The sequence below is a fragment of the Variovorax sp. PBL-H6 genome (genome assembly GCF_901827155.1).
In the GTDB taxonomy this organism is placed as follows: Bacteria; Pseudomonadota; Gammaproteobacteria; order Burkholderiales; family Burkholderiaceae_C; genus Variovorax.
The window spans coordinates 2217368-2243536 of record NZ_LR594659.1; the positions used below are offsets into that span (position 1 = coordinate 2217368).

22 protein-coding genes are annotated in these 26169 nt (G+C 67.5%); 12 read left to right on the plus strand and 10 right to left on the minus strand.

Annotated features, from left to right (window positions below; translation table 11 throughout):
* Positions 1 to 53 precede the first annotated feature (53 nt).
* From G3W89_RS33260 to G3W89_RS33670, 5 genes are all read left to right on the plus strand, one after another.
* On the plus strand, positions 54 to 773 hold the full coding sequence (locus G3W89_RS33260) for an aspartyl/asparaginyl beta-hydroxylase domain-containing protein (protein ID WP_162574050.1): 720 nt from the start codon (positions 54 to 56) through the stop codon (positions 771 to 773).
* Positions 749 to 1939 (plus strand): RHS repeat-associated core domain-containing protein, encoded by a 1191-nt coding sequence (locus G3W89_RS10645; protein ID WP_162574051.1) that lies wholly within the window; start codon positions 749 to 751, stop codon positions 1937 to 1939. The genes G3W89_RS33260 and G3W89_RS10645 overlap by 25 nt, the downstream gene beginning before the upstream one ends.
* A 2-nt stretch (positions 1940 to 1941) precedes the next feature.
* Positions 1942 to 2229, plus strand: coding sequence for a hypothetical protein (locus G3W89_RS10650; protein WP_162574052.1), 288 nt, complete (start codon positions 1942 to 1944; stop codon positions 2227 to 2229).
* Positions 2230 to 2407: 178 nt separating this feature from the next.
* On the plus strand, positions 2408 to 2716 hold the full coding sequence (locus G3W89_RS10655; protein ID WP_162574053.1) for a hypothetical protein: 309 nt from the start codon (positions 2408 to 2410) through the stop codon (positions 2714 to 2716).
* A gap of 22 nt (positions 2717 to 2738) precedes the next feature.
* Positions 2739 to 2942 (plus strand): TonB family protein, encoded by a 204-nt coding sequence (locus G3W89_RS33670; protein ID WP_162574054.1) that lies wholly within the window; start codon positions 2739 to 2741, stop codon positions 2940 to 2942.
* Positions 2943 to 2973: 31 nt separating this feature from the next.
* Here the strand turns inward: G3W89_RS33670 and G3W89_RS10665 are convergent, their stop codons facing one another.
* The 4 genes from G3W89_RS10665 to G3W89_RS10680 all read right to left on the minus strand — a co-directional run bounded on the left by G3W89_RS10665 (position 2974) and on the right by G3W89_RS10680 (position 8211).
* Positions 2974 to 3414 (minus strand): CBS domain-containing protein, encoded by a 441-nt coding sequence (locus G3W89_RS10665; RefSeq protein ID WP_162574055.1) that lies wholly within the window; start codon positions 3412 to 3414, stop codon positions 2974 to 2976.
* A gap of 44 nt (positions 3415 to 3458) precedes the next feature.
* Entirely contained in the window at positions 3459 to 4514 is a 1056-nt protein-coding gene (locus G3W89_RS10670; protein WP_162574056.1) for a 2-oxoacid:ferredoxin oxidoreductase subunit beta, read from the minus strand.
* Entirely contained in the window at positions 4511 to 6316 is a 1806-nt protein-coding gene (locus G3W89_RS10675; protein WP_162577422.1) for a 2-oxoacid:acceptor oxidoreductase subunit alpha, read from the minus strand. Before G3W89_RS10675 ends, G3W89_RS10670 begins: the two co-directional genes overlap by 4 nt.
* 62 nt (positions 6317 to 6378) lie before the next feature.
* The gene (locus G3W89_RS10680) at positions 6379 to 8211 is read right to left on the minus strand and encodes an FAD-dependent oxidoreductase (RefSeq protein ID WP_162574057.1); all 1833 of its coding nucleotides are present in this window, start codon (positions 8209 to 8211) and stop codon (positions 6379 to 6381) included.
* A 256-nt stretch (positions 8212 to 8467) separates the two neighbouring features.
* Here G3W89_RS10680 and G3W89_RS10685 point away from each other — a divergent pair, with 256 nt between their 5' ends.
* Positions 8468 to 8680: a hypothetical protein gene (locus tag G3W89_RS10685; protein ID WP_162574058.1), complete on the plus strand. Its 213-nt coding sequence runs from the start codon at positions 8468 to 8470 to the stop codon at positions 8678 to 8680.
* 26 nt (positions 8681 to 8706) lie between these two features.
* Here G3W89_RS10685 and G3W89_RS33490 read toward each other — a convergent pair whose 3' ends face one another.
* Positions 8707 to 14241, minus strand: coding sequence for an autotransporter-associated beta strand repeat-containing protein (locus G3W89_RS33490; protein WP_162574059.1), 5535 nt, complete (start codon positions 14239 to 14241; stop codon positions 8707 to 8709).
* A 229-nt stretch (positions 14242 to 14470) separates the two neighbouring features.
* Positions 14471 to 15406: a LysR family transcriptional regulator gene (locus G3W89_RS10695; RefSeq protein WP_162574060.1), complete on the minus strand. Its 936-nt coding sequence runs from the start codon at positions 15404 to 15406 to the stop codon at positions 14471 to 14473.
* 124 nt (positions 15407 to 15530) lie between these two features.
* Between G3W89_RS10695 and G3W89_RS10700 the strand changes: the two genes are divergently transcribed.
* From G3W89_RS10700 to G3W89_RS10715, 4 genes are read left to right on the plus strand one after another with little or no spacing between them, the layout of a single operon-like run.
* Positions 15531 to 16703, plus strand: coding sequence for a CaiB/BaiF CoA transferase family protein (locus tag G3W89_RS10700; RefSeq protein WP_162574061.1), 1173 nt, complete (start codon positions 15531 to 15533; stop codon positions 16701 to 16703).
* On the plus strand, positions 16700 to 17689 hold the full coding sequence (locus tag G3W89_RS10705; protein WP_162574062.1) for a hydroxymethylglutaryl-CoA lyase: 990 nt from the start codon (positions 16700 to 16702) through the stop codon (positions 17687 to 17689). The genes G3W89_RS10700 and G3W89_RS10705 overlap by 4 nt, the downstream gene beginning before the upstream one ends.
* On the plus strand, positions 17686 to 18063 hold the full coding sequence (locus G3W89_RS10710) for a VOC family protein (RefSeq protein ID WP_162574063.1): 378 nt from the start codon (positions 17686 to 17688) through the stop codon (positions 18061 to 18063). The genes G3W89_RS10705 and G3W89_RS10710 overlap by 4 nt, the downstream gene beginning before the upstream one ends.
* A gap of 37 nt (positions 18064 to 18100) precedes the next feature.
* On the plus strand, positions 18101 to 19069 hold the full coding sequence (locus tag G3W89_RS10715) for a Bug family tripartite tricarboxylate transporter substrate binding protein (protein WP_162574064.1): 969 nt from the start codon (positions 18101 to 18103) through the stop codon (positions 19067 to 19069).
* A gap of 19 nt (positions 19070 to 19088) precedes the next feature.
* Here the strand turns inward: G3W89_RS10715 and G3W89_RS10720 are convergent, their stop codons facing one another.
* Positions 19089 to 19409: a hypothetical protein gene (locus tag G3W89_RS10720; RefSeq protein ID WP_162574065.1), complete on the minus strand. Its 321-nt coding sequence runs from the start codon at positions 19407 to 19409 to the stop codon at positions 19089 to 19091.
* A gap of 397 nt (positions 19410 to 19806) precedes the next feature.
* Between G3W89_RS10720 and G3W89_RS10725 the strand changes: the two genes are divergently transcribed.
* Both G3W89_RS10725 and G3W89_RS10730 read left to right on the plus strand, forming a co-directional pair.
* Positions 19807 to 20223 (plus strand): surface-adhesin E family protein, encoded by a 417-nt coding sequence (locus tag G3W89_RS10725; protein WP_232076452.1) that lies wholly within the window; start codon positions 19807 to 19809, stop codon positions 20221 to 20223.
* A 132-nt stretch (positions 20224 to 20355) separates the two neighbouring features.
* On the plus strand, positions 20356 to 23004 hold the full coding sequence (locus tag G3W89_RS10730) for an excinuclease ABC subunit UvrA (RefSeq protein ID WP_162574067.1): 2649 nt from the start codon (positions 20356 to 20358) through the stop codon (positions 23002 to 23004).
* Between the two features lie 76 nt (positions 23005 to 23080).
* On the opposite strand, the gene G3W89_RS10735 is transcribed toward G3W89_RS10730, so the two are convergent.
* From G3W89_RS10735 to G3W89_RS10745, 3 genes are read right to left on the minus strand one after another with little or no spacing between them, the layout of a single operon-like run.
* A complete protein-coding gene (locus G3W89_RS10735) occupies positions 23081 to 23494 on the minus strand; it encodes an acyl-CoA thioesterase (protein WP_162574068.1) in 414 nt (137 codons plus the stop codon).
* Between the two features lie 9 nt (positions 23495 to 23503).
* Positions 23504 to 24529, minus strand: a complete 1026-nt coding sequence (locus G3W89_RS10740) for a Bug family tripartite tricarboxylate transporter substrate binding protein (RefSeq protein WP_162574069.1) — start codon at positions 24527 to 24529, stop codon at positions 23504 to 23506.
* A 22-nt stretch (positions 24530 to 24551) separates the two neighbouring features.
* Complete coding sequence (locus G3W89_RS10745; protein ID WP_443083165.1) at positions 24552 to 26153, minus strand: indolepyruvate oxidoreductase subunit beta family protein; 1602 nt, start codon at positions 26151 to 26153, stop codon at positions 24552 to 24554.
* Between the last annotated feature and the right edge of the window lie 16 nt (positions 26154 to 26169).

The window sequence follows — 26169 nt, forward strand, 5'->3', positions numbered from 1 at the left end:
CCGCCGACTAACATGCGTCCCGGCTCGACAACTTACGTGAACCCAGGAAGCCCATGCTGAGGAATCTGCCCGCCCGTGTTCTGTTCCGCACGCTCATGGCCGCCGAGCGAATGAACAGGCGTCATTCCTTGCTCGGCAACCACCCGTTCTTCTCGTCAAGCGATCTGGCTTGGCCGCGGCTTCTGGAGGCTCGCAGCCTCGAGATTCGCGCCGAACTGGACGACTTGCTCAAGGACGTCCAGAAGCTCCCGAGCTTCCAGGAAATTTCGCCGGACCAGGCGACACTGACCAGTGACGCCGGCTGGAAGACCTTCTTCTTCAAAGGCTACGGCGTCGATTTCCCGAAGAACATGCAGCGCTGCCCCCGCACGGCCGAAGCACTGGCGCTCATTCCCGGCATGAAGACGGCCTTCTTTTCCATCCTCGCCCCCGGCAAGGTGATTCCCGAGCATCGTGGTCCCTACAACGGCGTCCTCAGGTATCACCTCGGGCTGCGCGTTCCAGCATCGGACGAGACTTGCGCCATTCGCGTCGACGGCATCGTGAGGAACTGGTCCGAAGGCGAGTCGCTGGTCTTCGATGACACCTTCATGCACGAGGCCTGGAACCGGACGCCGCATTGGCGCATCGTTCTTTTCGTGGATTTCCTGCGACCCCTGCCGCTCGTGCCCCGCCTGGTGAACAAACTCATGATGGAGGTCATGCAGCGCACGGCCTTCGTGAAGGTGGCGGTGAAGAACCAGGCGCGGTGGGAAGACGGGTTCTACAGCTAGAGCCTTTGGGGCATGGATACAGCAGCAATGGGCTGAACCAGTACACCGCGGCGGGTGGTACAGCGCACGCCTATGACGCCAACGGCAACCTCACGGGCGATGGCACCTGGAGCTACGGCTATGACCTGGACAACCGGCTGAAGACGGCGAGCAAGGTCGGCACTGCAGCGAGCTTGAGCTACGACGCCGAGGGAAGACTGCGGCAAACAGCCATCGGAACAACGACGACGAACCTGCTGTACGACGCCGCGAACCTGATTGCCGAGTACGACGCGGCGGGCACGACGCTGCAAAGACGCTATGTGCACGGACCGGGCACCGACGAGCCGATCGTCTGGTACGAAGGATCAGGCACCACCGCGAAGAACTGGCTCTACGCGGACCACCTGGGCAGCATCGTGGCCACGGCCAATGCAACGGGCGCCTCCACGGGCATCTACAGCTACGGGCCCTACGGCGAGCCGAACACGACGACAGGGCCGAGGTTCCGGTACACGGGCCAGCAGCTCATCGGCGATCTGGGGCTGTACTACTACAAGGCGCGCTTCTACTCGCCGAGCCTGGGCAGGTTCCTGCAGACCGATCCGATCGGCTACAAGGATGATGTCAATCTGTATGCCTACGTGGGCAGCAACCCGGCGAACAGGACCGACCCTTCCGGGTTGATCGCCAGCCAGGCAGCGGCGCTGGGAGCAGGTGTTGGCGGTGCATCCGCATTTCCTGTTGCTCCGCAGTCCAACGTGCAAGGCACTTCCCTTGGGAACTGGATTGACAATTCGCCAATCCACGATCCGCCGCTTGAAGGGGTCTATCCCGAGCAGTTTCTGATTGGGGGAGGGCTGGCGATCCTGAGAGGCGCAGGACAGGTGGCCGCAAAGGAGGCGATGTCTTTATGGCCAGCAGCAAGCGGAGGTCGAACCGTCGTCAATGGACTTGAGTACACGACCCACGCACTTGAACGAATGCAGCCCGTAGGCACGATCATTAAGGAGGGTGCGATGTTTAGCAGAGGCGTTCCGCCGTCTGCCGTAGAAAACGCAGTCAGACTTGGTAACGTGACGCCTGGAAATAGTGCTGCCGAAGTCGTCCGTACCTTTGAGAACGTCCGAGTGATCACAAATCCTGAAGGTACTCGCATCATCTCTGTGATTAAGATCGGAAATTGAATATGGCAGTCCTGAATGAACACCAGTCGAGACTTTTGCGAAAAATGCTTCAACTAATTGAGCAGTTTCGGCAAGGTAAGTTGGAATACTACGATTTTGTTGGCGCATTGGAAGGCACTCTTGATGCGGGCGAGTTTCGAGATCAGGGCCTTGTTAAAAGGTGGTACGACCTTTGGACACCGTTGGAATCCATGCGCGCTCAACAAGGAAACGACGTGAGCGCTAGGGATGTCGAACGTTATGTGTCTGACATGGAGGCGTACTTAAAGAACGTTCTGGAAGGGGGCTGACCAGAGCGGAGTGATCCCCGAGCTATCGCCGCACCATTGCTGTGAGCTTCACATGGGATGCGGGTCGCTCCATCGGAATCGATCGTGGCACCGGTCAGCAAACCTCAGTCATGACCGTGATTACCCGTCCGAATGGCGAGTTGGTCACAGCGTACCCCGGGCGCCCGTAGGAGGTTCTATGTCTCTCGATTTTGCGATTCTTGGTCAGAGCGGAGCACCAGAGAAGACCTTGTCGCTGGGTGTCGATCTGCACTATGAATTGATCACCGCCGCCGCTGCTCGTGCGCTTGGTCGCTTCCAGGACTTCGAGGACTACTACGAAGATGCGGAGATTGCCGCCGATGATCTTCCGGAGCTGGCTGAACAGGTTCAATTACTTCGTGCCGAAGTCACGTCGATTGATCTACAGCGGTTCCTCGACGGATTGAGCGAGTTAGTAGCCGACGCAATCGCCGATCACAAGGCCCTTCATGCGATAGCGGACTAATCCCATTTAGCAAACATAAACCATGGAAGTCGACGAGCACGGAAACGTTGCGCGTACAGCCGTCATCGGCGAGTCCCCCAAGTTGCTGGCAGACGCAGCAGTCAGCGCCGTCAGTCAATGGAAATTCCGGCCTCACACCTATCGTGGCGTACCGGTCAAGGTGCGGCTTCGTCAGCCAATTACTTTCAAACTGGATCCTCCGGACGACCCGGCACCTTCGCAGTAAGAGAGCCGGACCCGCCCCAGTCCCCACGCCTCTACCCCAACACATCATTCACCTGCGCATTGAACTCCGCCTGCCCCAGCGCCACTCCGATCTCCCTTGGCAGTGCATCCCTCACCGAAAACACGCCCAAAATCTTCGTCCCCGACACCAGCGGCAGGTGCCGGAACCCCCGTTCGAGCATCAGCACCACGGCATCCGACACCGGCGTCTCCGGCGGCACGCAGATCGGATTGGGCGTCATCACTTCGCGCACGGCCGTGCGATCCGGATCGACTCCTTTCGCGAGCACCCGCGTCATCAGGTCGCGCTCGGTCAGGATGCCCAGCAGGATGTCGGGCGGCTCCATGATGAGCACGCTGCCGCAGTTGGCGCGGGTCATCGCACCAGCGGCGTCGCGCACGCTGGCATGCGGCCCGAGGCTCAGCACATGCTTGCGCGATATGGACTGAAACACAGTACGTTCTTCCGCCATGGTCCGCCCTCCGGCAAAAGCGCGATGTTGCGACGGCCCGGCGCTCAGCGCAAGGAGGCGTTGAGTTTTTCCAGCGCCGCGGCGCCCGGACACAAGTCGGCGGGCCCCAGCTGGTTGAGCGCGCGGGCGCTGGTGTTGAGTGCCGTGTGCAGGTCGGTGGCCAGCGGATCGACGTAGAGCAACCCGGTCACCACCTCGCCCATTGCCTGGTGCCGCTGCATGTGCGCCATGGCAGCGTGGCGGTCGCCGGGGTCGTAGCCGGCATGCAGGCTGCGCAGCCGCAGCAGGGTGCCGTCGTGCTGGCGCACGTCCATCACCTCGCCCGGCGCCACGTCCGCGGTGATCGCCTCGCGTCCCTGGATGAAATCGATGCGGCTCACCGCCTCGTTGTGTTCGCGCACGTAGTCGTAGCTCTTCGTGCTTCCCGGATGGTTGTTGAAGGCTACGCAGGGGCTGATCACGTCGATGAAGGCGGCGCCGCCATGGCTGATGGCGCCCTTGATGAGCGGCACCAGCTGCGCCTTGTTGCCCGAGAAGCCACGCCCGACGTAGGTGGCGCCCAGCTGGAGCGCCATGGCGACGAGGTCTACCGGGCTGTCGGTGTTGATCGCGCCCTTCTTGCTCTTGGAGCCCTCGTCGGCAGTCGCGGAGAACTGCCCCTTGGTGAGGCCGTAGACGCCGTTGTTCTCGACGATGTAGGCCATGCGCACGCCGCGCCGCATGGCGTGGGCGAACTGGCCCAGGCCGATGGACGCCGAGTCGCCATCGCCGGAGACCCCGAGATAGAGCAGGTCGCGGTTGGCCAGGTTGGCGCCGGTGAGCACGCTGGGCATGCGGCCGTGCACGGTGTTGAAGCCGTGCGAGGCGCCAAGAAAGTAGTCCGGCGTCTTGGAGCTGCAGCCGATGCCCGAGAGCTTGGCGACGCGGTGCGGCTCGATGTCCAGCTCCCAGCAGGCCTCGATGATGGCCGCCGAGATCGAGTCGTGCCCGCAGCCGGCGCACAGCGTGGAGATCTTGCCCTCGTAGTCGCGCCGGGTATGGCCGACCTTGTTGGTGGCGAGGGTGGGATGCCTCAGCTTGGGCTTGGCGAGATAGGTCATTCGGATTCCTTCGTCACATGCGCGGCGATGGCTTCGGTGACGAAGCGCGCCGTGATGGGCGTGCCGTCGAAATGCAGCACGCGCACCAGCCGGGCCGGGTCGATGTCGAGTTCGTTGATCAGCAGGCTGCGCATCTGGGCGTCGCGGTTCTGCTCGACGACGAAGACCTGCCGGTGCTCGGCCAGGAACTGCACCACGCTTTGCGGAAAGGGAAAGGCGCGCAGGCGCATCGCATCGAGGTGGATGCCGCGGTCGTCGAGTGCGTCGAGCGCTTCGTGCATGGCCGGGCTGGTCGAGCCGAAATAGATCACGCCCAGGTCCGTGGCCTGTGCCGCTGCGCGCAGCACGGGCTGCGGCACCATCGTGGCGGCGGTCGCGAACTTCTTCAGCAGGCGCTCCATGTTGTAGATGTAGTCGGGCCCGCGCTCCGAGTAGCGTGCGTAGGCGTCGCGCGTGGTGCCGCGGGTGAAGAAGCTGCCCTTGGTCGGGTGCGTGCCGGGCAGGGTGCGCCAAGGAATGCCGTCGCCGTCCACGTCCTTGTAGCGGCCGAAATCGCGGCCGGCCTCCAACTCCTCGGCCGTCATGACCTTGCCGCGGTCATAGGTGCGGCTGTCGTCCCATTCGAAGGGCGCGCACAGGCGCTGGTTCATGCCGATGTCGAGGTCGGTCATCAGGAACACGGGGGTCTGCAGACGATCGGCCAGGTCCAGCGCGGCGGCGGCATGCTCGAAGCATTCGTGCGGGTCCTCGGGGAACAGCAGCACGTGCTTGGTGTCGCCGTGCGACGCATAGGCGCAGCACAGGATGTCGGCCTGCTGGGTGCGGGTGGGCATGCCGGTGGAGGGCCCGCCGCGCTGCACGTTGATGAGGGTCACCGGGATCTCGGCGAAGTAGGCGAGCCCGATGAACTCCGTCATCAGCGAGATGCCGGGGCCCGAGGTCGCAGTGAAGGCGCGCGCGCCGTTCCATCCCGCGCCGACCACCATGCCGATGGAGGCCAGCTCGTCCTCGGCCTGCACGATGGCGAAGCGGTTCTGGCCGGTGCCCGGGTCCACGCGAAACTTGGCGCAGTACTTCTGGAAGGCCTCTGCCACCGAGGAGGAGGGCGTGATCGGGTACCAGGCGGCGACCGTGGCGCCGCCGTACACGCAGCCCAGCGCCGCGGCGCTGTTGCCGTCGACGAAGATGCGTTCGCCCACGCGGTCGGCACGCCGCACCTGCAGCCCCACGGTCTCGCGCAGGTGCTCGCGCGCGAAGTCGCAGCCCAGGTGCAGGGCTTGCACGTTGGAGGCGAGCAGCTTCTCCTTGCCCTTGTACTGCTCGCCGAGCAGCTTCTCGACCACCTGTGGCTCGATACCGAGCAGGACGGCGAGCGCGCCCACGTAGACGATGTTCTTGAACAGCTGCCGCTGCCGCGGGTCGTGATAGACCGCGTTGCAGATCTCGGTCAGCGGCATGCCGATCACGCGGATGTCGTCGCGGAACTTCGAGGGCGGCAGGGCGCGCGTGCTGTCGTAGAACAGGTAGCCGCCGGGTTCGAGCTCCGCCACGTCGGCGTCCCAGGTCTGCGGGTTCATTGCCACCATCATGTCGGTGCCGCCGCGCCGTCCCATGTGACCCTGCTCGGAAACGCGCACTTCGTACCACGTCGGTAGGCCCTGGATGTTGCTCGGAAAAATGTTGCGCGGACTCACCGGCACGCCCATGCGCAGGATGGCCTTGGCGAACAGCTCGTTGGCCGAAGCGGAGCCCGAGCCGTTGACGTTGGCGAACTTGATGACGAAGTCGTTCACCGCTGCCATCGAAGGCACGGCCCCTGCGCTCGCCGGGGCAGCCGGCAGGCCCTTGGGCGGAAGCGTTGCGCTCATGCCGGCACTCCCTGCTTCGGCGCGCGCCTCGCATCGCGGCTTCCCGGGCCCGCCTGCGTCGTTTTCAGCAGGAACTTCTGCATGTCCCAAGCCCCGGTGGGGCAGCGCTCCGCGCACAGGCCGCAATGCAGGCAGACGTCCTCGTCCTTGACCATCACGCGGCCGGTCTTCAGCCCTCCCGACACGTACAGGTCCTGCGCCAGGTTGAGCGCGGGTGCCTTGAGCCGTTGCCGCAGATCCGGCTCCTGGCCGTTGGTGGTGAACGTGATGCAATCCATCGGGCAGATGTCCACGCAGGCATCGCATTCGATGCACGCCGGTTCCGTGAAGACGGTCTGCACATCGCAGTTGAGGCAGCGTTCGGCCTCCTTGAAGGCGGTGGCGGCGTCGAAGCCCAGCTCCACCTCGACCCGGATGCTGGCCAGCGCCGTCTCCGCCTTGGCCCAGGGGACCTTGTAGCGCAGGTCGTTGGTGATGTCGTTGTCGTAGCTCCACTCGTGGATGCCCATCTTCTGCGACATCAGGTTGGTCATGGGGGCAGGGCGCTGCTGGATCGATTCGCCGTGCAGCAGCCGGTCGATCGACACCGCGGCCTCGTGCCCGTGGGCCACGGCCTCGATGATGTTCTTGGGCCCGAAGGCCGCATCGCCGCCGAAGAACACATTCGGGACGGTGGACTGGAAGGTGCTCTTGTCGAGCACCGGCATGCCCGACGGCCCGAAGGCGATGCCGCAGTCGCGATCGATCCAGGGGAAGGCGTTCTCCTGGCCCACGGCCACCAGCACGTCGTCGCACGCGAAGAACGCCTCGGGCTCGCCGGTGGGCACCAGCGAACGCCGGCCCTGTGCGTCGTACTGCGCGCGCACGATCTCGAAGCGCATTCCGACGAGCCTGCCGTTCTCGTGGACGAAGGCCTTGGGCACGTGGAAGTTGATGATGGGGATGCCCTCGTGCTGCGCATCCTCCTTCTCCCAGGGCGAAGCCTTCATTTCCTCGAAGCCGCTGCGCACGATCACCTTCACGTCGCTGCCGCCCAGCCGGCGCGCCGACCGGCAGCAGTCCATGGCCGTGTTGCCGCCGCCCAGCACGATCACGCGCCGGCCGATGCTGGTGATGTGGCCGAAAGAGACGGAGGCCAGCCAGTCGATGCCGATGTGGACGTTGGCTGCGGCCTCCCGACGGCCGGGCAGGTCGAGATCGCGTCCGCGGGGCGCGCCGCAGCCGACGAAGATCGCATCCCAGTCCTGCGCCATCAGCGCCTTTATCGAGTCGATGCGCTCGCCGCTGCGGAATTCGACGCCGAGGTCCAGGATGTAGCCGGTCTCCTCGTCGATGACCGACTCGGGCAGGCGAAAGTGCGGGATCTGCGTGCGCATGAAGCCGCCGGCCTTGGCCTCCTCGTCGAACACCGTCACCTCGTAGCCCAGGGGTGCCAGGTCGCGCGCGACGGTGAGCGAGGCCGGCCCGGCGCCCACGCAGGCGATGCGCTTGCCGTTGCGTGGCTCGAGGGCCGGCATGCGCGCGCGCACGTCGCCCTTCATGTCGGCCGCGACGCGCTTGAGCCTGCAGATCGCCACCGGCTCCGGCTTCTGTGAATTGCTTTCCTCCACCCGCCCGCGCCGGCAGGCCGGCTCGCAAGGCCGGTCGCAGGTGCGCCCGAGGATGCCGGGGAAGACGTTGGAGGCCCAGTTGACCATGTAGGCGTCGCTGTAGCGACGCTGCGCGATCAATCGGATGTACTCGGGGACGGGGGTGTGCGCCGGACAGGCGTACTGGCAATCGACGACTTTGTGAAAGTAGGCCGGGTTCGCGATATCGGTTCGCTGCAAAGCTTGTCTCCTTGCTGCCGCCCGTGGCTCCTCGTGGGTGGGGCCGAAGCGGGCTTTTCCGGCAGTATGCGCCGCGTGCGGCCCGGACGGGGCTCGGTGAAAGCCCTCAGCAGGTCAGGGTCCCGCTTGGCCCCGGGGCGGCAAGGCGGTTCGCATCGCTTGTGCCGACCTACAGAACGGGAGGCTCTTCGGCGACGCCGTGCACCCGCCAAGGCATTAGGCTGCGATGCATTCAAACTGCACAGCCGGAGTGAACATGGGTGCCAACGCGATGGTCAAGGGAGAGGTGAATTACCGGGCCGGTGACGGTCCCATGATCCGGATCCCCGAGGGGCCGGTGGAAGTGGAGCTGGCGGACGACAGCGCCGTGCTCAGCTGGGGAGACGCCGGTAACACGCAGAGCACCGCGTTGCCGATCGCCGAGTACGAGCGCTATGTGCGCGACGGCCTGATTGCGCTGAATACCTAGCAGCGCGCCTGGGTTGCCAGCAGTTGTTACCAGCGCACCCGCAGCCCTGCCGAGGCGTTGAGCTGCGACTTGACGCGGGTGTCGCCGCCCGAGGCCCACAGCTTGCCGACCTCGCCGTAGAGGCTGGTCGATTCGCTCAGGCCCAGCGTGAAGCCTGTTGCCAGTTCGGTCGAAGTGCCGCCCCTGCTGCTGGCGATCGCGGTGCGGGCCGCCGGGTTGATGAAGCGGGTGACATCGTTGCCGCCCGGGGCACGGTACAGGTTCACCCGCGCATAGGGTTGCAGGCGGCCTGCGCTCGTGGCGATGTCGCCCTTCACGCGCACACCCACGCGGGCGAGCCAGGTGGCATCGCGTTCCTGGTGCACGCGTGCGCCCGCAATGTCCACATCGTCGAGGTCCAGGCGCTGGTGCACCACTTGCACCTGCGGCTGGATCTGCCAGCCCTCGCCGAGCGAGAAGGACTGGCCGAGCTCCAGCGAGGCGCTCAGGCTGCTGGCCTTGCCTTTGGTCCGCAGAGTGGCCTGGGGCTTGACCTCGTAGCGGTGACGCCCCGCCTGCAGCACGCCGTCGACGTAGAAGCCGCTGGTATCGGTGTAGGTGGCGTAGCCACCCAGGTACTGGCTGCGCAGGTCGTTGCTGCCGACGGCGAGGTTGGCGATGCCCCGGGCGAAACCCTTGACCTGCATGTCGCCGTCGAGCTGGCCGACGTAGAGGCCGGCGTGCCAGTTGGCATTCGTCCACAGGTCGGTGCCGGCTTGCAGGCCACTCAGGCGCCCTTCGCTTTGCGGGCTGACGGTCCCGCCTTGCTGGATGTTCAGGCCGGTGCCGAGGACGCGGCCCCAGGCGCGGCGTTCGCCGGTGGCCGAGGCAGCGGTGGTCTGTGCGCCGGCAGCCGAGCGCACGTCGTCGTCGCCGAGGCGCTGGTGCAGGTTGCCGAGCATGGCCAGGTTGCCCTGGCGCAATTGCTCCGGCAGTGCTGCGAAGAGGGGCACTTCGGCGCGGTAGGTGGGCACCTGGATGGGGGCCGCAGAGGGAGCCGGCGGCAGCGAAGGCGTGCCGACAGGTGCCGGCGATGCCGGTGGGGCAGGCGGGGCCGCCGTTGACGGGGCTGACGGCGGTGCTGGAGGTGCTTGCGGGGCCGCTGGGGCAGGTGGAGCTGGTGGATTCGACGGTGCCGGAGGGCTTGGCGGTGCGGGCGGCGGCGGCGAGGGCGGCAGGACGATCGTGCTGGTGGAGCGCAAGTACCAGTTCTCTCCGGCGCCAGTGGCATCGCCCGCCTGCAGCCGGTATTCGTAGGCGCCCGCATCCACATGGCCGCCCTGCAGGGCGAAGGCGTCCTTCGTGCTCTGCGCAGTCGTCGTGGCCCCGTTGAGCGCACTGACCAGCTCGATGCCGTTCCCGGTAGTGAACGCACCCAGGCCGCCGAGGTTGACGACCTGCAGGGTCGTGCGCCCGCTGGCCACGGCAGCAGGGCTGCTCAGGACGAGCCGATCGCTGGCGCTGGCGCTGTCTGCGAGAAAGGTGCCCAGGCGCAGGAGTCCGTTGTTGCCCACGAAGGGACCGGTGACGGTGAGGGTGGTGCCTGGCGCGCCGCCGATGAGGGAGACCGTGCCACCATTGGCGAGCGCTGCGATGCTTTGATTGAAGCCGGCAAGGTCCAGCGTGGCTCCCGGGTTGACGGTGTGCGACGAGGCTCCGCTGAAGCTGTTGGAAGCCCCGGCGCGCAGGGTGCCTTCGGTCACGGTCGTCGCGCCGGCGTAGGTGTTGGCGCTCGAGAGAATGAGCGTGCCGCTTCCCAGCTTGCTCAAGTCTCCAGGCCCCGCGATGGCGCCGGTGAGCGTGGCGGTGAAGGGGCCGGTGTCGATGGCCGGATCGACCGCGTTGGTGAAGACAATGGGATTGGCCAGGGCGAGCCGGTCAGCGGCAAAGCGCAGCGTGGTGCCCTCGTGCATGGCGAGCGCTCCCGTGCCGAGGGCGCTGTTGTGGGTGACGTCGATTCGGCCTTGCTTGAGGTCCGTGCCGCCGCTGTAGTCGTTCTCGCCGGTGAGAGCCAGCGTGCCCGCACCGCTTTTGACCAAAGCACCCGTGCCCGTCACGACGCCGCTCGCCGCGAGATCGGTGTCGGTCTGCAGGGTGCCTCCCTTCGCGCCGAGTTGGACATTTCGCCCGGTGGTGAAAGCGCGGGTGGTGCGCAAGGTACCGCCATCGAGGGTCAACAGGGCCGAGGGTTCGCCGAGGTGCCCGTCCGCGGAGATGGACAGCGTGCCCGCCGCGACCGTGGTGTTGCCGCTGTAGGTATTGGTGCCGGAGAGCGTCAGCGTGCCGCCGCCGATCTTGAACAGATTGCCGCTGCCGCCGATGCGCTGGCTGACGGCACCATTGCCCGGCTCCTCGAAGACCAGCGTGCCGTTGTTGGTGATGCCGCTGCCGCCGCCCACCCCGGCCGCCGCCGTGTTCAGCAACACGCCGGCATCGATCACCGTCGTCCCGGTGTAGGTATTGGCTGCCTGATAGTCGACCCTGCCGCTGCCCCCGATCGTGACGCTGTCACCGCTGATGTTGCCGGCCAGCGTCAGGCTGCTGCCGTTGTTGCGGATCGTGTTGGCGCCGCCCGGGGCCAGGTTGATCGGGCCCGTCAGCCTGGCGTCGCCGCTGCTGTTGGCCAGCGTGCCTCCGTTCAGCTCGATGCGTTGCGCCACGCCGTACTGTCCGCCCAGGTCCAGCGTGCCGCCGGTGTTCACCGTCGCGATGACGCTGGCGGCCCCGAGCGCGGCAGGACTGTTTTCCAGGCGCAGCGTGCCTGCGTCGATCGTGACCGATCCGGTGTTGGTGTTGTCCCGCGACAGTGTCATCGTCCCCGTCCCGACCTTGGTCAGTCCGCCGCTGCCCGACATCACGCCGCTGAAGAGCGTGCTGCTGTTGTCCCTCCCCGTCGTCAGCGTCCCGCTGCCCAGGGTCAGGAAGCCGGAGCCGGCCAGGCTGGCAACGGTCTGGTCGTGGTTGTTCAGGTCCAGCGTGGCGCCGCCGCCGAGCGTCACCGCGCTGGCCGGGCTGAAGGTGTTGGCCGACCCGGCTTGCAGCGTCCCTTCGCTGACGGTCGTCGCTCCCGTGTAGGTGTTGGCGCCGGAGAGGGTCACGGTCCCCGTCGTTCCGCGCTTGCTCACGCTGCCGCTGCCGCTGATGGGCTGGCCGACCGTACCGCTGCCGGTCGGCTGATTGAAGACCAGGGTGCCGCCGTTCACGATACCGCTGCCGGATTCCACACCGGCCGCCCCTGTATCCAGAGTGGTGCCCGCCTCGATCGTCGTCGTTCCGGTGTAGGTATTGGCTCCGCGGTAGATCACGGAGCCACCGCCGGCAATGGTGACGCTGCCTCCGCCGATGACGCCCGACAGAGTCAGGGTGGTGCCGCTGTTGCTGCTGATCGTGTTGGCGCCTCCCGCGCTCAGGTCCACCGCCCCGCTCAGGAGCCCGGCGCCCGTGCTGTTGGTGAGCGTTCCCCCAGCCACGCCGATCCGTTGCGCGACGCCCGCTTGGCCCCCGAGGTCCAGCGTGGCACCGGCGTTCACAGTGGCGGTGGCAGTGCTTCGCCCCAGGGCGGCGACGTGGCCCAGGCGCAGCGTACCGGCGTTGATCGTGGTCGAACCGGCGTAGTCGTTGGCCCCGGAGAGCGCCAGTGTTCCGCTTCCCGTCTTGATCAGCCCGCCGCTTCCCTGGATCGAACCGGCGAAGACCGTGCTGGTGTTATCGCTTCCGGCCGTCAGCACGCCGCTGCCCAGGGCGAGGGCGCCCGATCCTGCCAGGCTGCCGACGGTTTCGTCGAAGTTGTTCAAGTCCAGCACGGCACCGGTACGGATGGTGACCGCGCTGCCGTTGCCGAAGGCGTTGGTGGCGGCGCCGGCTTTCAACGTACCCGCATTGACCGTTGTCGTCCCGGCGTAGGTGTTCGCTCCCGAGAGCGTCAGTGTCCCGGCTCCGGTCTTGTCGAGGTTGCCGTTCCCGCTGATCGTGTCGGTGACGGAAGCGCTGTCGCTCCGGTCGAAGCGCAGGATTGCGCCTTGGCCGATCGAGATCGCGCCGCTTCCCAAGGCGCCGCTGCTGCCGCCGTTGCCGACCTGCAGAGTCCCGCCGCCGACGGTGGTACCGCCGCTATAGGTGTTGTCGCCCGTAAGAACGAGCGTGCCGGCATCGCTCTTGGCAATCCCGACGCTGCCGGCAGCGTTGCCTGTACCACCGGAGCCGGTCTGGTCCGCAATGACGTTGCCGACCGTTTGTGTCGCACCTGCGGCGGGCGCGAAGGTGAGTGCTGAACCGCTGCCCTCGAGGAAGATGCCCGAACCGAACGCGAGTCCTGCGCCGGTTCCGTTCGCGTTGGGCGCGCTCCCGCCGGTGACCAGATTGCCATTGATGTCGAGCGACCCGGTGATCGTGACGCTCGCGCCGTCCATCACGAATATCGCGCCCCCCATGCCGGCGCCGGACCCGCTGCTGTTCGTCGCGCCGGCGCCTCCGCCGAATCCTGCGGCGCCACCCACGGCCCCGTGACCACCACCTCCGCCGAAACCACCGGCGCCGCCGATGCCGCCATACGCTCCGCCGCCACCGCCGCCAAAACCGCCCGCTCCGCCGACGCCTGTGTAGGCCCCTCCTCCCCCACCGCCGAAGCCGCCCATCGCCCCATGGGCCCCTTCGACCCCACCGCCCCCGCCGCTGTAGGCGCCTCCCGGCTCCGGGTTGGTGATGGAAGGGGGAACGAATCGAAGGACACCTCCGGCGCCTCCGTTGGGACCGCCTCCCGGCCCGCCGGCCAGCACACCTGGCGCCGCATTGATGATTGCGCCGCCAGGTTCGTACAGCCCGCCGCCACCTTGCCCGACGTTCTGGTTCGCCGCCATCGGGGCAGCGCCGCCGTCGCCTCCCATGCCGCCGCCCCCGCCGCCATTGAGGTGTACAGCACCGCCAGGCAGCGGAAAACTCGTGGTGATATAGCCAGCGCCGCCTGCTGCGCTGTTGTCGATCAATGAAACATCCTGCAGGGTCAGCGCCACGCCACTGCGTGCAAACACGGCGCCGCCTGCACCCATGCCGCCGCCGCCCACACCCACCTCCCTGCCGCCATTGCCTCCCTGGGCCCTCAGGTTCTGCAGGACCGGGTTGCTGATGGTCACCGCGCCGGAGTCGATAAAGAAGCCGCGGTAGGTGTTCGCGCCGCTCAGGGTATGGCCATTGCCGTCGATCTTCGCATCGCCGGCGAGCACGCCGATGTTGCCGGTGAGTGCGATATCGGCCGTCAACGTGATCGTGCTGTCGCTGGTGATGTTTGCAACGCAGTTGGCCAATGACGCGGTGTCGTCGGCATTGCAGGCGAAGGCAGAGGGTGCCCCGCACGCAAGCACGCTGGCGCTTACGAGGAGGCGAATGCCGGGCATCGACAAGGCCCCTGCCACCGACGCACGAACCCGCCGAATGCCGCCGCCCTTGACTCGTGCATGGGCGTGTTCGGGCACGGCCACCCAGGCGCCCAGTGCGGAGTTCCAAAGACTGCGGTGTGTTCTGTTCATGAGGGATGTCGAAGAGGCGTTCGGGGAACGTGCATGGTTCGGGGCGGGGCAGCACCCGGGTCTTGCGCAGGAGGTGCTTCCCGTACACACGCCGGTGCTCAGGCCGCGGCGGGTGAGCCGAGGATCGGCAAATGCTAGGAATGGCCGTTTGAATCGGCGGCCTGTCGCCACAAAAAGCGAGAATTCATTCGCGACCTGCCGGCCCAGGAAGGCACAGCCGGCGCAAAGGTCACCTGCTTACCGCGCCTTTGTCTGTTTCCGAAAGGGCTGCCAGGTGCTTCACCAGCAGCGCTGCTGCCGCCGAGAGAGGCTCGCCCGTCTTCGTCGCCATCAGCAGCCGCCGCGTCGCCCATGCATCCTTCAGCCGCAACACCCGCAGGTCCAGCACGCTGACCTGCGCCGAGCAGGCCGCCAGCGGCACCACGCCGATGCCGAGGCCGGCAGCGATCATGTGGCACATCGCATCGAAGCTGCGCACCTGCACGCGCAGCCGCATCGGGACGCCGGCCTGCTCGGCGGCGCGCGAGGTCAGCTCCAGCAGCGAGCTGCTGCGATTCAGCCCGACGAACTCGTACGCCAGGCAGGTCTTGAAGTCCACCCGCTTCAGGCGCGCCAACGGATGCTGCCGCGCGCAAAGCACCACCAGCTCATCGGTCTGGAAGGGGGCGATGTCCAGGCCGTAGGCGGGCGTGTTCTCTGCGAACACGCCCACGTCGGCCAGGCCATCGACCAGGGCGCGCACGATGTCGCCGCTCAGCTGTTCCTCCACCTCGACGCGGATGTCGGGATGCCGCTCGAGGAAGGTCGCGAGCGCCGCCGGCAGGAACTCGGTGAGCGCCGACATGTTGGCCCACAGCCGCACATGGCCGCGCACGCCGCTCGCGTAGTCGCCCAGCTCGCTGCTGAATTGCTCGAAACCCTGGAACAGGCGCATCGCGTGCTGCATCGCCACGTGGCCGGCTGGCGTGAGCGCAATCCCCTGGGCGCTGCGCTCCAGCAGCTTCGAACCGGTGGCACTCTCGAACTCCGAAAGCCGCCGGCTCGCGGCCGAGAGCGCCAGGTGGCAGGCCTCGGCACCCTTGGTGATACTGCCCGTCTGCGCCACCGCGCAGAACAGACGCAGGGTGACGAAATCGACGCGGGCCGGGTTGATGGTGCGGGCCATGCGCGAGATTCTAGAGAGGGCCTTCGCATTCTGCGAAGGCCTGCTGCCGTCAAAGCAATTCCGCCAGCGGCGCTGCGTTTCTAAAGTGGAGGCCCTTCCACTCAAGAGAGACAGACGCAGCGCCATGAACGCACTCGAAGGCCTCAAAGTCCTGGAGCTGGGCCAGCTCATTGCCGGCCCCTTCGCTGGCAAGACGCTCGCCGAGTTCGGCGCTGACGTGATCAAGGTCGAGCCAGCTGAAACCGGTGACCCGCTGCGCAAGTGGCGCATGCTGCGCGACGGCACGTCCGTGTGGTGGGAGGTGCAATCGCGCAACAAGCGCTCGGTCTGCCTGGACCTGCGCAGCCCCGAGGGGCAGGAGGCGGTGCGCGCCCTGGCGCTCGAGGCCGATGTCCTGATCGAGAACTTCAAGCCCGGCACGCTGGAGGGCTGGGGCCTGGGCTGGGAGCAGCTGCATGCGCTCAACCCGAAGCTGGTGATGCTGCGCATCTCGGGCTACGGGCAGACCGGCCCTTGTCGCGACAAGCCCGGCTTCGGCGTGCTCGGCGAATCGATGGGCGGGCTGCGCTATCTGAGCGGCGAGCCGGGCCGGGTGCCGGTTCGGGTCGGCGTCTCGCTGGGCGACACGCTGTCGGCGCTGCATGGTGTGATCGGCGTGCTGATGGCGCTCTACCATCGCGCCGCCCATGGCGGCGAGGGGCAGTTCATCGACGTGGCGCTGTACGAGTCGGTCTTCAACGTGATGGAGAGCCTGCTGCCCGAGTACGACGCCTTCGGCGCGGTGCGCGAACGCGCCGGCAGTGCGCTGCCGGGCATCGCGCCCACCAACGCCTACCGCTGCAACGATGGCCACTATGTGCTGGTGGCGGGCAATGGCGACAGCATCTTCCGCCGGCTGATGCGTGCCATCGAGCGACCCGACCTGGAGAACGACCCGGCGTTGCGCCACAACGACGGGCGCGTGGAGCAGGTCGACCTGCTCGACGCCTCCATCGAAGCGTGGACCGTGCAGCGAAGCCGCGAGCAGGTGCTGGCCGCGCTCGACGCCGCCGGCGTGCCGGCCGGGCGCATCTACACGGTCGCCGACATCGCAAGCGATCCCCAATACCTGGCACGCGAAATGATCGTCGAGACACGGACCTCCGACGGCCGCACGCTCAAGGTGCCCGGCATCGTGCCCAAGCTCAGCGCCACGCCAGGCCGCATCGCGCATCCGGCACCGCGGCTGGGCGAGCACGACGATCAACTGCGGCCCGGTGCTGGCTGGCCCGCGCGCACCAGAAGGAGCCCGACATGAACAGCGGCAACGGCACGCGCCTGTACATCAACGAGGTCGCTACCCGTGACGGCTTCCAGATGGAAAGCCGCTTCATCCCCACCGAGGAAAAGATCGCGCTCATCGATCGGCTGAGCGGCCTCGGCTACGCGAAGATCGAGGTGACCTCCTTCACCTCGCCGAAAGCCATCCCGACGTTGCGCGACGGCGCGGAAGTCATGGGCCGGATCGCGCGCCGCCCTGGCGTGGTCTACACCGCGCTGGTGCCCAACCTGCGCGGCGGCGAGCGCGCGCTGGACAGCCGCGTCGACGAGTTCAACGTCGTGATGTCGGCAAGCGAGACCCACAACCTGGCCAATCTGCGCATGACCCGCGTGCAGTCCTTCGCGCAACTGACCGAGGTGATCGCGCTGGCGCGGCAGGCAGCGGTGCCGGTGAACGTCTCGCTGTCCTGCGTGTTCGGTTGCCCGATGGAAGGCGAGTTGCCGCTCGATGGCGTGCTGGGCTGGATCGAGCGCTTCGCCGAGTGGGGCGTGGCGGGCATCACACTGTGCGACACCACCGGCATGGCCTATCCCACGCAGGTGCAGCAGGTCTGCGCGAGCGTGCTCGCGCGCTTTCCGGGGTTGGACTTCACCGCGCATTTCCACAACACGCGCGCCATGGGGCTGGTCAACACGGTGGCGGCGGTCGAAGCAGGCGTGCGGCGCCTCGACATGTCGCTGGGCGGCATCGGCGGTTGCCCCTACGCGCCGGGCGCGACCGGCAATGTCGCGACGGAGGACGTGGTCCACATGCTGCAGTGCATGGGTTACGACACAGGCATGGACCTCGATGGCTTGGTCGGTGCGGCGGCGCGGCTCGAAGCGCTGGTGCAGCACGCGCTTGCAGCCCAGGTCTCCCGCGCCGGCCATCGGCTCACGCGCCACGCGCCACCGGCCGAATTCGCGCAGATCGTCGAGCGGGCGAAGGCGCGCGACGCAGGCACGAAGGAGCTGCAGACATGATCGACCACCTGGATCACCTGGTGCTCACCACCAGCGACGAGGCCGCTTGCGTGCACTTCTACATCGAAGTCATGGGCATGACGCTCGAGACCTTCGGCGAGGGCCGCAAAGCCTTTCGCTTCGGCAACCAGAAGATCAACCTGCACGTGAAGGGGCACGAGTTCGAGCCGAAGGCGCAGGTCCCCATGCCGGGCGCGCTGGACCTGTGCTTCATTGCCGCCGTACCGCTCGACGGGGTGATTGCGCGGCTCGCCGAGAAGCAGGTGCCCATCGTCGAGGGCCCCGTGATGCGCACCGGCGCGATCTCGCGCATCCGCTCGGTTTACGTGCGCGACCCGGATCTCAACCTCATCGAGATCTCGGAACTGAACTGAGCAACACACCGTATTCGTATCGACAAGGAGACAAGACATGAACCTCGCCCCCCGCCTGTTCGCGGCCTGCGCCGCCTTCACCATCATGGCCTCGCACGCCGACAGCTGGCCTTCGAAGCCCATCACCTTCATCGTTCCCACCGCGCCCGCTGGCTCCACCGACATCATGGCGCGCCTGGTCGGGGATCCGTTGTCACGCGCGCTCGGCCAGCCGGTGGTGATCGACAACAAGCCCGGCGCCAGCGGCAACATCGGCACCGAGGCGGTGGCCCGCGCCACGCCCGACGGCTATACGCTGCTCATGCAGTACTCGGGCTACCACGTGGGCAACCCTGCGCTGTTCCAGCAGATCAAGTGGAACCCGACCAAGGACTTCATGCCCGTCGCGCTGGTGATGCGCGCGCCGCACGTGGTGGCGGTCAGCGGCAAGCTGCCGGTCAAATCGATGAAGGAGCTCATCGAGTACGGCAAGAAGAAGGGCGACGGCGGCCTCAACTACGCTTCCTCCGGCAACGGCTCGATCCAGCACATCGCGGGCGAGCTGCTGTCGCGCCAGGCGAAGCAGCCGATGACCCACGTGCCCTACAAGGGCTCGGGGCCCGCCATCAACGACTTGATCGCGGGCAACGTGGACATGTTCATTACCACGCCCCCCTCGGTGATCGGCCACATTGCGAGCGGCAAGCTCAAGGCACTGGCTTATACGGGGACTCAGCGGCATCCCTCGATGCCCGATGTGCCGACCTCTGCCGAGGCCGGGCTGCCTGGCTACGAGGTGGATTCGTGGTTTGCGGTGTTCGCGCCGGCGAAGACGCCGCCCGAGGTGGTGGCCAAGCTCAGCGCCGAGATCCGCAAGATCGTCGAGAGCGAGAGCTTCCGCAAGAAGGTGGACGACCAGGGCGCCTTCGCCGTCTACCTGGACCCGCCTGCGCTGGGCAAGTTTGTCGACCAGGAGCTCGCAAAGTGGTCGAAAGTGATCAAGGCGGCCGACATCAAGGCCGATTGATCGGCGCCGCCGACGCGAATCAGCGAGCGGTTGCGGCGTCGGAGATGAACTTCAGCAGGTCGTGGTAGCCGGGGCCGAACTCCTGCGTGTCGACGCCGGCCAGCAGCCGCAGGCCTCTAGCGCTCGCGCTGCCGACGACACCGCGGGTGGTGCGCACCGGCAGCTCGGCGTCGAGGTCGCCGTTGTCATGTTCCGACATGCAGATCACGACGATGGAGCCGGCATGGAGCGCCAGGTCACCTCGGCGGAACGGACGGCGCGCATTGGCCGCACGGAAAACCAGCTTTGGAGCGCGCCGGGTGGCGGTTGCGGGCGATTGCGCGACGGTGGTCTTGGCCATGGAAGTGCTCGCAGTGCGTGCTGTTGCTGGAATGGCTCGATAGTCGCGCAAAAAAGAGGTTGGAAGGCCTTCCCCGCAGAGGAGAAGGCTAGCGAACTGTGGCATTAGTCGCCACACGGCGCAAGATTTCATACGGCATAGGCCGCTGGCGCGGCCTACGGCCCCTCAGGAGCAGACGTACGAGCTCGCCAGCCGCGGGTCTCCACCGGTGAGCGTGGCCTTGGTCGGATACATGCAGATAGCGCAACCCCCTGGTGGAACGCGTTGGAGAGGTTCGCATACGACAAGGTCTTCCATCGCCACGGGTAGGACGATGCCGTCGGCAATCGGGCGACGCTGCCTACAGACCGGCACGGGTCACCCTAGAATCAGTGGTTTATTTGGAAGGATGCAGGGCGTGAGATGGTGGTTCGCGTGCTTCGGTCTATGGGGCGCCAGCGTAGCGGCACAGGCGGCCTGGTTCACGGTGGCCGGCAATCCGGCAGATGCTTCGGTCGACTCGGTTCAGGTCGATCCGGTCGCGATCATGGTTGCGGGCGAGCGCAGGACGATGAATCTGCGCGTGAGCCGGTCGCAGGATCGCGCCAATTGGGAGGGGGTACCCTATCGTTCCTACGAGGCCCGCGTCGCCTTTAACTGCCGCGCGAAAAAGGCCGAGTACCGCTTCGTGCGCTTCTATATGGCACCCCTGTGGCAGGGGGAGGCGCACAAGACGACCGACTATTCGGACAACCCGCGGCCGATGCGTTTCCGCGACATGGTGCCCAATCCTACCGACCGCATCATCCGTGCGGCCTGCATCGTCGCGGCGTAGTAGCTGGTTGCGCGGCGGCGGCAGGGCTGCGAAGCCGTCCGACTTGTCCCCAGGGCGCCGGCCGGCGCTGCACGAACGCATGGCGCGCCAACATTGCCGGTAAATGGCCGTTCCCGAAGCAAGGACAGACCGGTGAGAAAGCCCGAAGGGACGAAGTCGCCCGGCGTCCCTGTGCACGATCGCTTCGTCCGGGTCCGCGGCGCGCGCGAGCACAACCTGCGCAACGTGGACGTCGACATCCCTCGCGATGCGGTGGTGGTCTTCAGCGGCGTTTCCGGCTCCGGCAAGTCGTCGCTGGCCTTCGGCACGATCTATGCCGAGGCGCAGCGGCGCTATCTCGAATCGGTGGCCCCGTATGCGCGGCGCCTTATCGACCAGGTCGGCGTGCCTGCCGTCGACGCCATCGACGGCCTGCCGCCAGCGGTGGCCCTGCAGCAGATGCGCGGCACGCCGAGCGCGCGATCTTCCGTCGGCAGCGTGACCACGCTGTCCAACCTGCTGCGCATGCTTTACTCGCGCGCGGGCACCTACCCGCCCCGGCAGCCGATGCTCTATGCAGAAGACTTCTCGCCCAACACGGCGCAGGGCGCCTGCCCGGCCTGCCACGGCCTCGGCCGCATCTACGAGGTCACCGAGGCGTCGATGGTCCCTGACGGTTCGCTGAGCATCCGCGAACGCGCCATTGCCGCGTGGCCGCCGGCCTGGCATGGGCAGAATCTGCGCGACATCCTCGTGACGCTCGGCTACGACGTCGACAAGCCCTGGCGTGAACTGCCGAAGAAGGCGCGCGAATGGATCCTCTTCACCGAGGAGCAGCCGACGGTGCCGGTCTATGCCGGCTTCACGCCGGCAGAGACGCGCGCCGCGATGCGCAGCAGGATGGAGCCGAGCTACCAAGGGACCTTCATGGGCGCACGCAAATACGTGCTGCACACTTTCGCGACCACGCAGAGCGCGCTGATGAAGAAGCGGGTGTCGCGTTTCATGGTCGGCAGCGCCTGCCCGGCGTGCCAGGGCAAGCGGCTCAAGCGCGAAGCGCTCGCGGTCACCTTCGCGGGCCACGACATTGGCGAGCTTTCGCAGATGCCGCTGAGCGAACTTGCGCGCGTGCTGGAGCCGGCCGCGCAAGGCAAGCTCGTGCAGGAGCAAGGCGAGCGGGCGGTGCTCAGCCGGGCCGCCGCGCGCCGCGATACCGAGCGCCGGGTTGCTACCGGCGGCGCTTCGCACGAGGCCGCGCCCGACGTGCGTCGCACGCCCAATCTTTCGCAGGAGAAGCGCATCGCCGCGCAGCGCATCGCGCACGACGTGCTCGAGCGCGTAAGCACGCTCCAAGAGCTCGGCCTGGGTTACCTGTCGCTGGACCGCAGCACCCCCACGCTGTCGCCGGGCGAGCTGCAGCGCCTGCGGCTGGCCACGCAGATCCGCTCGAACCTGTTCGGTGTCGTGTACGTGCTCGACGAGCCGTCCGCCGGCCTGCATCCCGCCGACGGCGAGGCCCTGCGCGTGGCCCTCGACCGCTTGAAGGCCTCGGGTAACTCGATCTTCGTGGTCGAGCATGACCTCGACGTGATGCGCCATGCGGACTGGCTGGTCGACGTCGGACCCGAGGCCGGCGAACAGGGCGGGCAGGTGCTCTACAGCGGTCCGCCCGCGGGCGTGCGCGAAGTGGCGGCATCGCACACGGCGCGCTACCTCTTCGCGGAGGTCCCGCACCGCCCGCGGCCGCCACGCGAGCCGAACGGATGGCTGCAGCTGGAGGGCATCACGCGCAACAACCTGCACCGGATCGATGCCCGGTTCCCGATCGGGGCCTTGACCGCGGTGACCGGCGTCTCCGGTTCGGGCAAGTCGAGCCTGGTGAGCCAGGCGCTGGTCGAGCTGGTCTCCGGCCATCTGGGGCACGAGCCGCCTCAGGAAGAAGAGGAAAGCGACGAACTCGCGCCCGCCGCTGCGGGCATCACGGCGGGGCGCATCGCCGGCGGGATGGATGCGATCCGGCGCCTCGTGCGCGTGGACCAGAAGCCGATCGGCCGCACGCCGCGCTCCAACCTCGCCACCTACACCGGACTCTTCGACGCCGTGCGCAAGCTCTTCGCCGCGACACGCGCCGCCCGCGCACGCCGCTACGACGCCGGGCGTTTCTCGTTCAATGTCGCCAAAGGCCGATGCGAGACCTGCGAGGGCGAAGGTTTCGTCAGCGTCGAGCTGCTCTTCATGCCCAGCGTGTACGCGCCCTGCCCGAACTGCCATGGAGCGCGCTACAACGAGCAGACGCTCAAGATCACCTGGCAGGACAAGAACATCGCCGAGGTGCTCGGCATGACCGTGGACCAGGCCCTCGGCTTCTTCGCCAGTGAGCCTGCGGTGGAACGGCCGCTGCGGCTGCTGCAGGCCATCGGCCTGGGCTACCTTCGCCTTGGCCAGCCCGCCACCGAGCTGTCGGGCGGCGAGGCCCAGCGCATCAAGCTCGCCACCGAGCTGCAGCGCGCGCAGCGCGGCGATACGCTGTACGTGCTCGATGAACCCACCACGGGCCTGCATCCGGCCGATGTCGACAAGCTCATGGCGCAGCTCGATGGACTGGTGGAAGCAGGCAATACGGTTGTCGTCGTCGAGCACGAAATGCGCGTCGTCGCCGCGAGCGACTGGGTGATCGACATGGGGCCTGGCGCGGGCGGAGAAGGCGGGCGGATCGTGGCGGCGGGAACGCCGGCCGAGGTGGCGCGGGTCGCATCGAGCCGGACCGCGGTCTACCTGGCGAGGCTCATCAACATTGCGTAGGCGACGACGCCTGGCGGCGAACCGAACGGCACAGGACCCTGGTGCAAGTGGCAGGCTGCAAGCAGTTGGCTCCTGCCTACTCGCAGAGCCGCCGGATCTCCGGCGGGATCGGCACCGCGCGAATGCCGCCGCCCTCGCGCTTCGCCGCGAAGATGCGCACCTCCTCGCACTCGAGGATCAGGTCTTCGCCCCGCTTCACGCGGTAGGTCTGCAGGAAGCTCTTGTCGCGCCACTCGGGGATCGCTACCGTGATCGCCAGTGTGTCGCCATAGCTCGCGCTCTTGACGAAGCGCGTGTGGGTGTCGACCAGCGGCGTGCCGATCACGCCCAGCGTCTGCGCCGTCTCTTCCCAACGCGGCACGCCGCGCTCGGCGAAGAAGTGGCGCGAAGCCGCATCGATCCAGCGGAAGAAGTTGGGAAACCAGACGATGCCGGCCGGGTCGCAGTCGCCGAACTCGACCCGGACGGTGTAGACGATTTGTTGTGTCATGCGGGCGTATCAGTCGGCCAGGATCTTGCGTTCGCGAATGATGGCACCGAAGCGCGCCGAGTCTGCCATGGCGCGATCGTGGAAGGCTGCCGGCGTGCCGGGCACGGCCTCTCCGCCCAGATTGGCGATGCGCTCCTTCACCGCCGGCGTCGCAAGGATGCGATTGATCTCGGTGTTGAGCCGCGTCACGACCTCGGGCGGCGTCCGCGCCGGCGCATAGAAGCCGAACACCGTGTCCGCATCGAAGCCCTTGAGCCCCGCCTCGTCGAGCGTCGGCACGTCCGGAAACTGCGGCGAGCGCCCGGGGCTGCCGACGGCGAGCAGGCGCAGCTTGCCCGCGCGCACCTGGTTCAGGCCGATGCCCGGGTCGAAGTAGAAGTCGAGCTGGCCGGCAAGCAGGTCCTGCAGGGCAGGCGCCGCACCGCGGTAGGGCACGTGCAATGCGTACAGGCCGACCTGGCTCTTGAACATCTCTCCGGCCAGGTGCGGCGAGCTTCCAGTGCCGGGTGAGCCGTAGGACAGCTTGCCGGGGCGCTCCTTCACATAGGCGATGAAGTCCTTGACGTTCTGCGGCGGCAGCGAGGGCTTGATCACCAGGAACACGAGCACCCGCGCCGCGGCGGCCACGGGTACCAGGTCCTTGGCGGGGTCGAAGGACATCTTGGGGTACAGGTGCGGATTCACCGACACCATCCCGCCCGAACTCATCAGCAGCGTGTAGCCATCCGGCTGCGCGCGTGCCACGTTCTCGCCGCCGATATTGCCGTTGGCACCGGCGCGGTTCTCGATCAGCACCGGCTGGCCCAAGGCGTCCTGCAGCGGCTGCGAGATCGCGCGCGCGATCGTGTCGGCGGCGCCGCCGGGCGGGAAGTTCACCACCACCTTGATGGGCTTGGCGGGCCAGCTGCCTTGGCCCTGCGTGCCTTGCGTCCCTTGCGCATGGGCGGCGGGCAGCGCCGCGGCGCCGCCCAGTATCAGGGCGAGCAGCGCGCGGCGCAGCGGGGCAGGGCGAGGGCCTTCGGGTCTTGTCGTCATCGGCAGTCTCCTTCTCTGTGGTTCATGGGGTACTCGCGGGCCGGCGCTTCATCCAGCGGATCGGCTGGGCGACGACCGGCCGCGCCGGCGCGCCGTGCCGCACGAGCGCGGCGTCGAGCGCCTTGCCGGCATCGTCGGCCAGCGCGGCCGCGCGCGCGGCCGCAATGGCGTCGGCACGCGCCGCGGCGGAAGCACCGGGCAGCTCGGCCAGGTGGCCGATCACATGCAGCAGGTTCTGCTTGCCGCGCTCGTTGGTGCTGCCGTAGCCCTTGATGAGCCGGCCGCACAACGCGATCTCGTGTCCCAGATGCCAATCGACGCGCGTGCCCTGCAGCACGGCTGCGAGCCAGCGCTCGATCAGCGTCTGTTCCTCGGCAAAGCGGCTGCCGCGCCGGCGCAGCCAGCGCAGCGAGGCCAGTAGCCGCAGCGAGGCCATGCCGAAGACGGAGTGGCTGCCGACCTTCAGCGGCAGGGCCCAGGGCGCCTTGCGGCGCCGGTCCCAGGCGGTCAGGCGATGAGCCATGGAAGCGGGCAGCAACGCCGCGAACTCCGGCGTGCCGGGCTTGAAGTGGTCGTAGACCTTGACGATGTCCTCGTCCCCGGCCCGCACCTCGCGCCGCACGCGCGCCGCGCGGCTCCTGCGGCTCTTGAGCTCGGCCACCCGCACGATGTCATCGAAGGCCATCCACAGTGCGAGCCAGCGCGCCATCTCGTGAGTCGTTGCGTAGCCGTGGGCACCGGCCGGGTCGGCTTCGCGTTCGGCCGCCAGCACCTGCTGCAGCCGCTCGATGTAGAGGCGGGCATAACCAGCATCCTGGTAGTCGAGCACGCGGGCGTAGCCCAGCGCCAGCAGGCCCTGCACCTGCGGCGGGAACAGCTGCGCGAGCGCGGGGGGCAGCGCGTGCGCCGCCGGCTCGTCCTGCGCGGTCGTGGCAAGGAGCCGGCTCACCATCGCGGCCTGCTCGCGCGGCGCGCGCACGGTCTCGTAGGCCTGTGCGAAGCCGCGCAAGCTGGCTGCGGCCGTCTTGCCGGCCTGGTCGGGCGCCTTGCCGCCGCGCACCACGTGCTCGTAGGCCTCGCGCGGAAATGGAAACAGCCCGCTGCCCGCGACCGCGCCCAGCATCACCGCGCTGACCACCGTGCCGGCGTCGCGCGCCACCATGCCCATGTCGAACACGTGGTGCTCGCGGCTGAAGGCCTTGACCACGTCCAGCAGCCGCTCGCTGTCCGCGCGTCCGTCGCCCAGCGGCATGCGCTCGGCCGTGGTCAGCGTGCGACCCGAGGAACTGATGACGAGGGTACGTGCAGGCGCGCTCATGCCGTTGCCGATCTGGCGTGCGGTCTCCAGCAGCTCGGACGAGACGATGGCATCCAGCGCCCCCGGCACCGGGCTGAGGCTGAACACCGGCCGCCGCGCGCCGAGCTCGGCCAGCGGCGCGGGGAACACCTCGATGTAGTAGGTCGTGGCCCCGGTGCGCTGCGCCACCCCGGGAATGGAGGTGCTCTGCGCGGCGTAGCCTGCATGCCGCGCCGTCTCCACCAGCCATTCGGTGAGCACGCCTCCGCCTTCGCCGCCGAGGGCGCAGACGAGCAGGGTGATCGGTTGTGTCGTGTGGATGTTCATCGTGTGGAAATCAGGA

Bases quoted from the DNA above. Each gene is read 5' to 3' on its own strand.
- G3W89_RS10675 (WP_162577422.1), bottom strand. From the start codon at position 6,316: ATGGCAGCGGTGAACGACTTCGTCATCAAGTTCGCCAACGTCAACGGC.
- G3W89_RS10685 (WP_162574058.1), top strand. From the start codon at position 8,468: ATGGGTGCCAACGCGATGGTCAAGGGAGAGGTGAATTACCGGGCCGGT.
- G3W89_RS10655 (WP_162574053.1), top strand. From the start codon at position 2,408: ATGTCTCTCGATTTTGCGATTCTTGGTCAGAGCGGAGCACCAGAGAAG.
- G3W89_RS10700 (WP_162574061.1), top strand. From the start codon at position 15,531: ATGAACGCACTCGAAGGCCTCAAAGTCCTGGAGCTGGGCCAGCTCATT.
- G3W89_RS10650 (WP_162574052.1), top strand. From the start codon at position 1,942: ATGGCAGTCCTGAATGAACACCAGTCGAGACTTTTGCGAAAAATGCTT.
- G3W89_RS10740 (WP_162574069.1), bottom strand. From the start codon at position 24,529: ATGACGACAAGACCCGAAGGCCCTCGCCCTGCCCCGCTGCGCCGCGCG.
- G3W89_RS10695 (WP_162574060.1), bottom strand. From the start codon at position 15,406: ATGGCCCGCACCATCAACCCGGCCCGCGTCGATTTCGTCACCCTGCGT.
- G3W89_RS33260 (WP_162574050.1), top strand. From the start codon at position 54: ATGCTGAGGAATCTGCCCGCCCGTGTTCTGTTCCGCACGCTCATGGCC.
- G3W89_RS10735 (WP_162574068.1), bottom strand. From the start codon at position 23,494: ATGACACAACAAATCGTCTACACCGTCCGGGTCGAGTTCGGCGACTGC.
- G3W89_RS10745 (WP_443083165.1), bottom strand. From the start codon at position 26,153: ATGAACATCCACACGACACAACCGATCACCCTGCTCGTCTGCGCCCTC.
- G3W89_RS33490 (WP_162574059.1), bottom strand. From the start codon at position 14,241: ATGAACAGAACACACCGCAGTCTTTGGAACTCCGCACTGGGCGCCTGG.
- G3W89_RS10710 (WP_162574063.1), top strand. From the start codon at position 17,686: ATGATCGACCACCTGGATCACCTGGTGCTCACCACCAGCGACGAGGCC.
- G3W89_RS10665 (WP_162574055.1), bottom strand. From the start codon at position 3,414: ATGGCGGAAGAACGTACTGTGTTTCAGTCCATATCGCGCAAGCATGTG.
- G3W89_RS10715 (WP_162574064.1), top strand. From the start codon at position 18,101: ATGAACCTCGCCCCCCGCCTGTTCGCGGCCTGCGCCGCCTTCACCATC.
- G3W89_RS10720 (WP_162574065.1), bottom strand. From the start codon at position 19,409: ATGGCCAAGACCACCGTCGCGCAATCGCCCGCAACCGCCACCCGGCGC.
- G3W89_RS10705 (WP_162574062.1), top strand. From the start codon at position 16,700: ATGAACAGCGGCAACGGCACGCGCCTGTACATCAACGAGGTCGCTACC.
- G3W89_RS33670 (WP_162574054.1), top strand. From the start codon at position 2,739: ATGGAAGTCGACGAGCACGGAAACGTTGCGCGTACAGCCGTCATCGGC.
- G3W89_RS10670 (WP_162574056.1), bottom strand. From the start codon at position 4,514: ATGACCTATCTCGCCAAGCCCAAGCTGAGGCATCCCACCCTCGCCACC.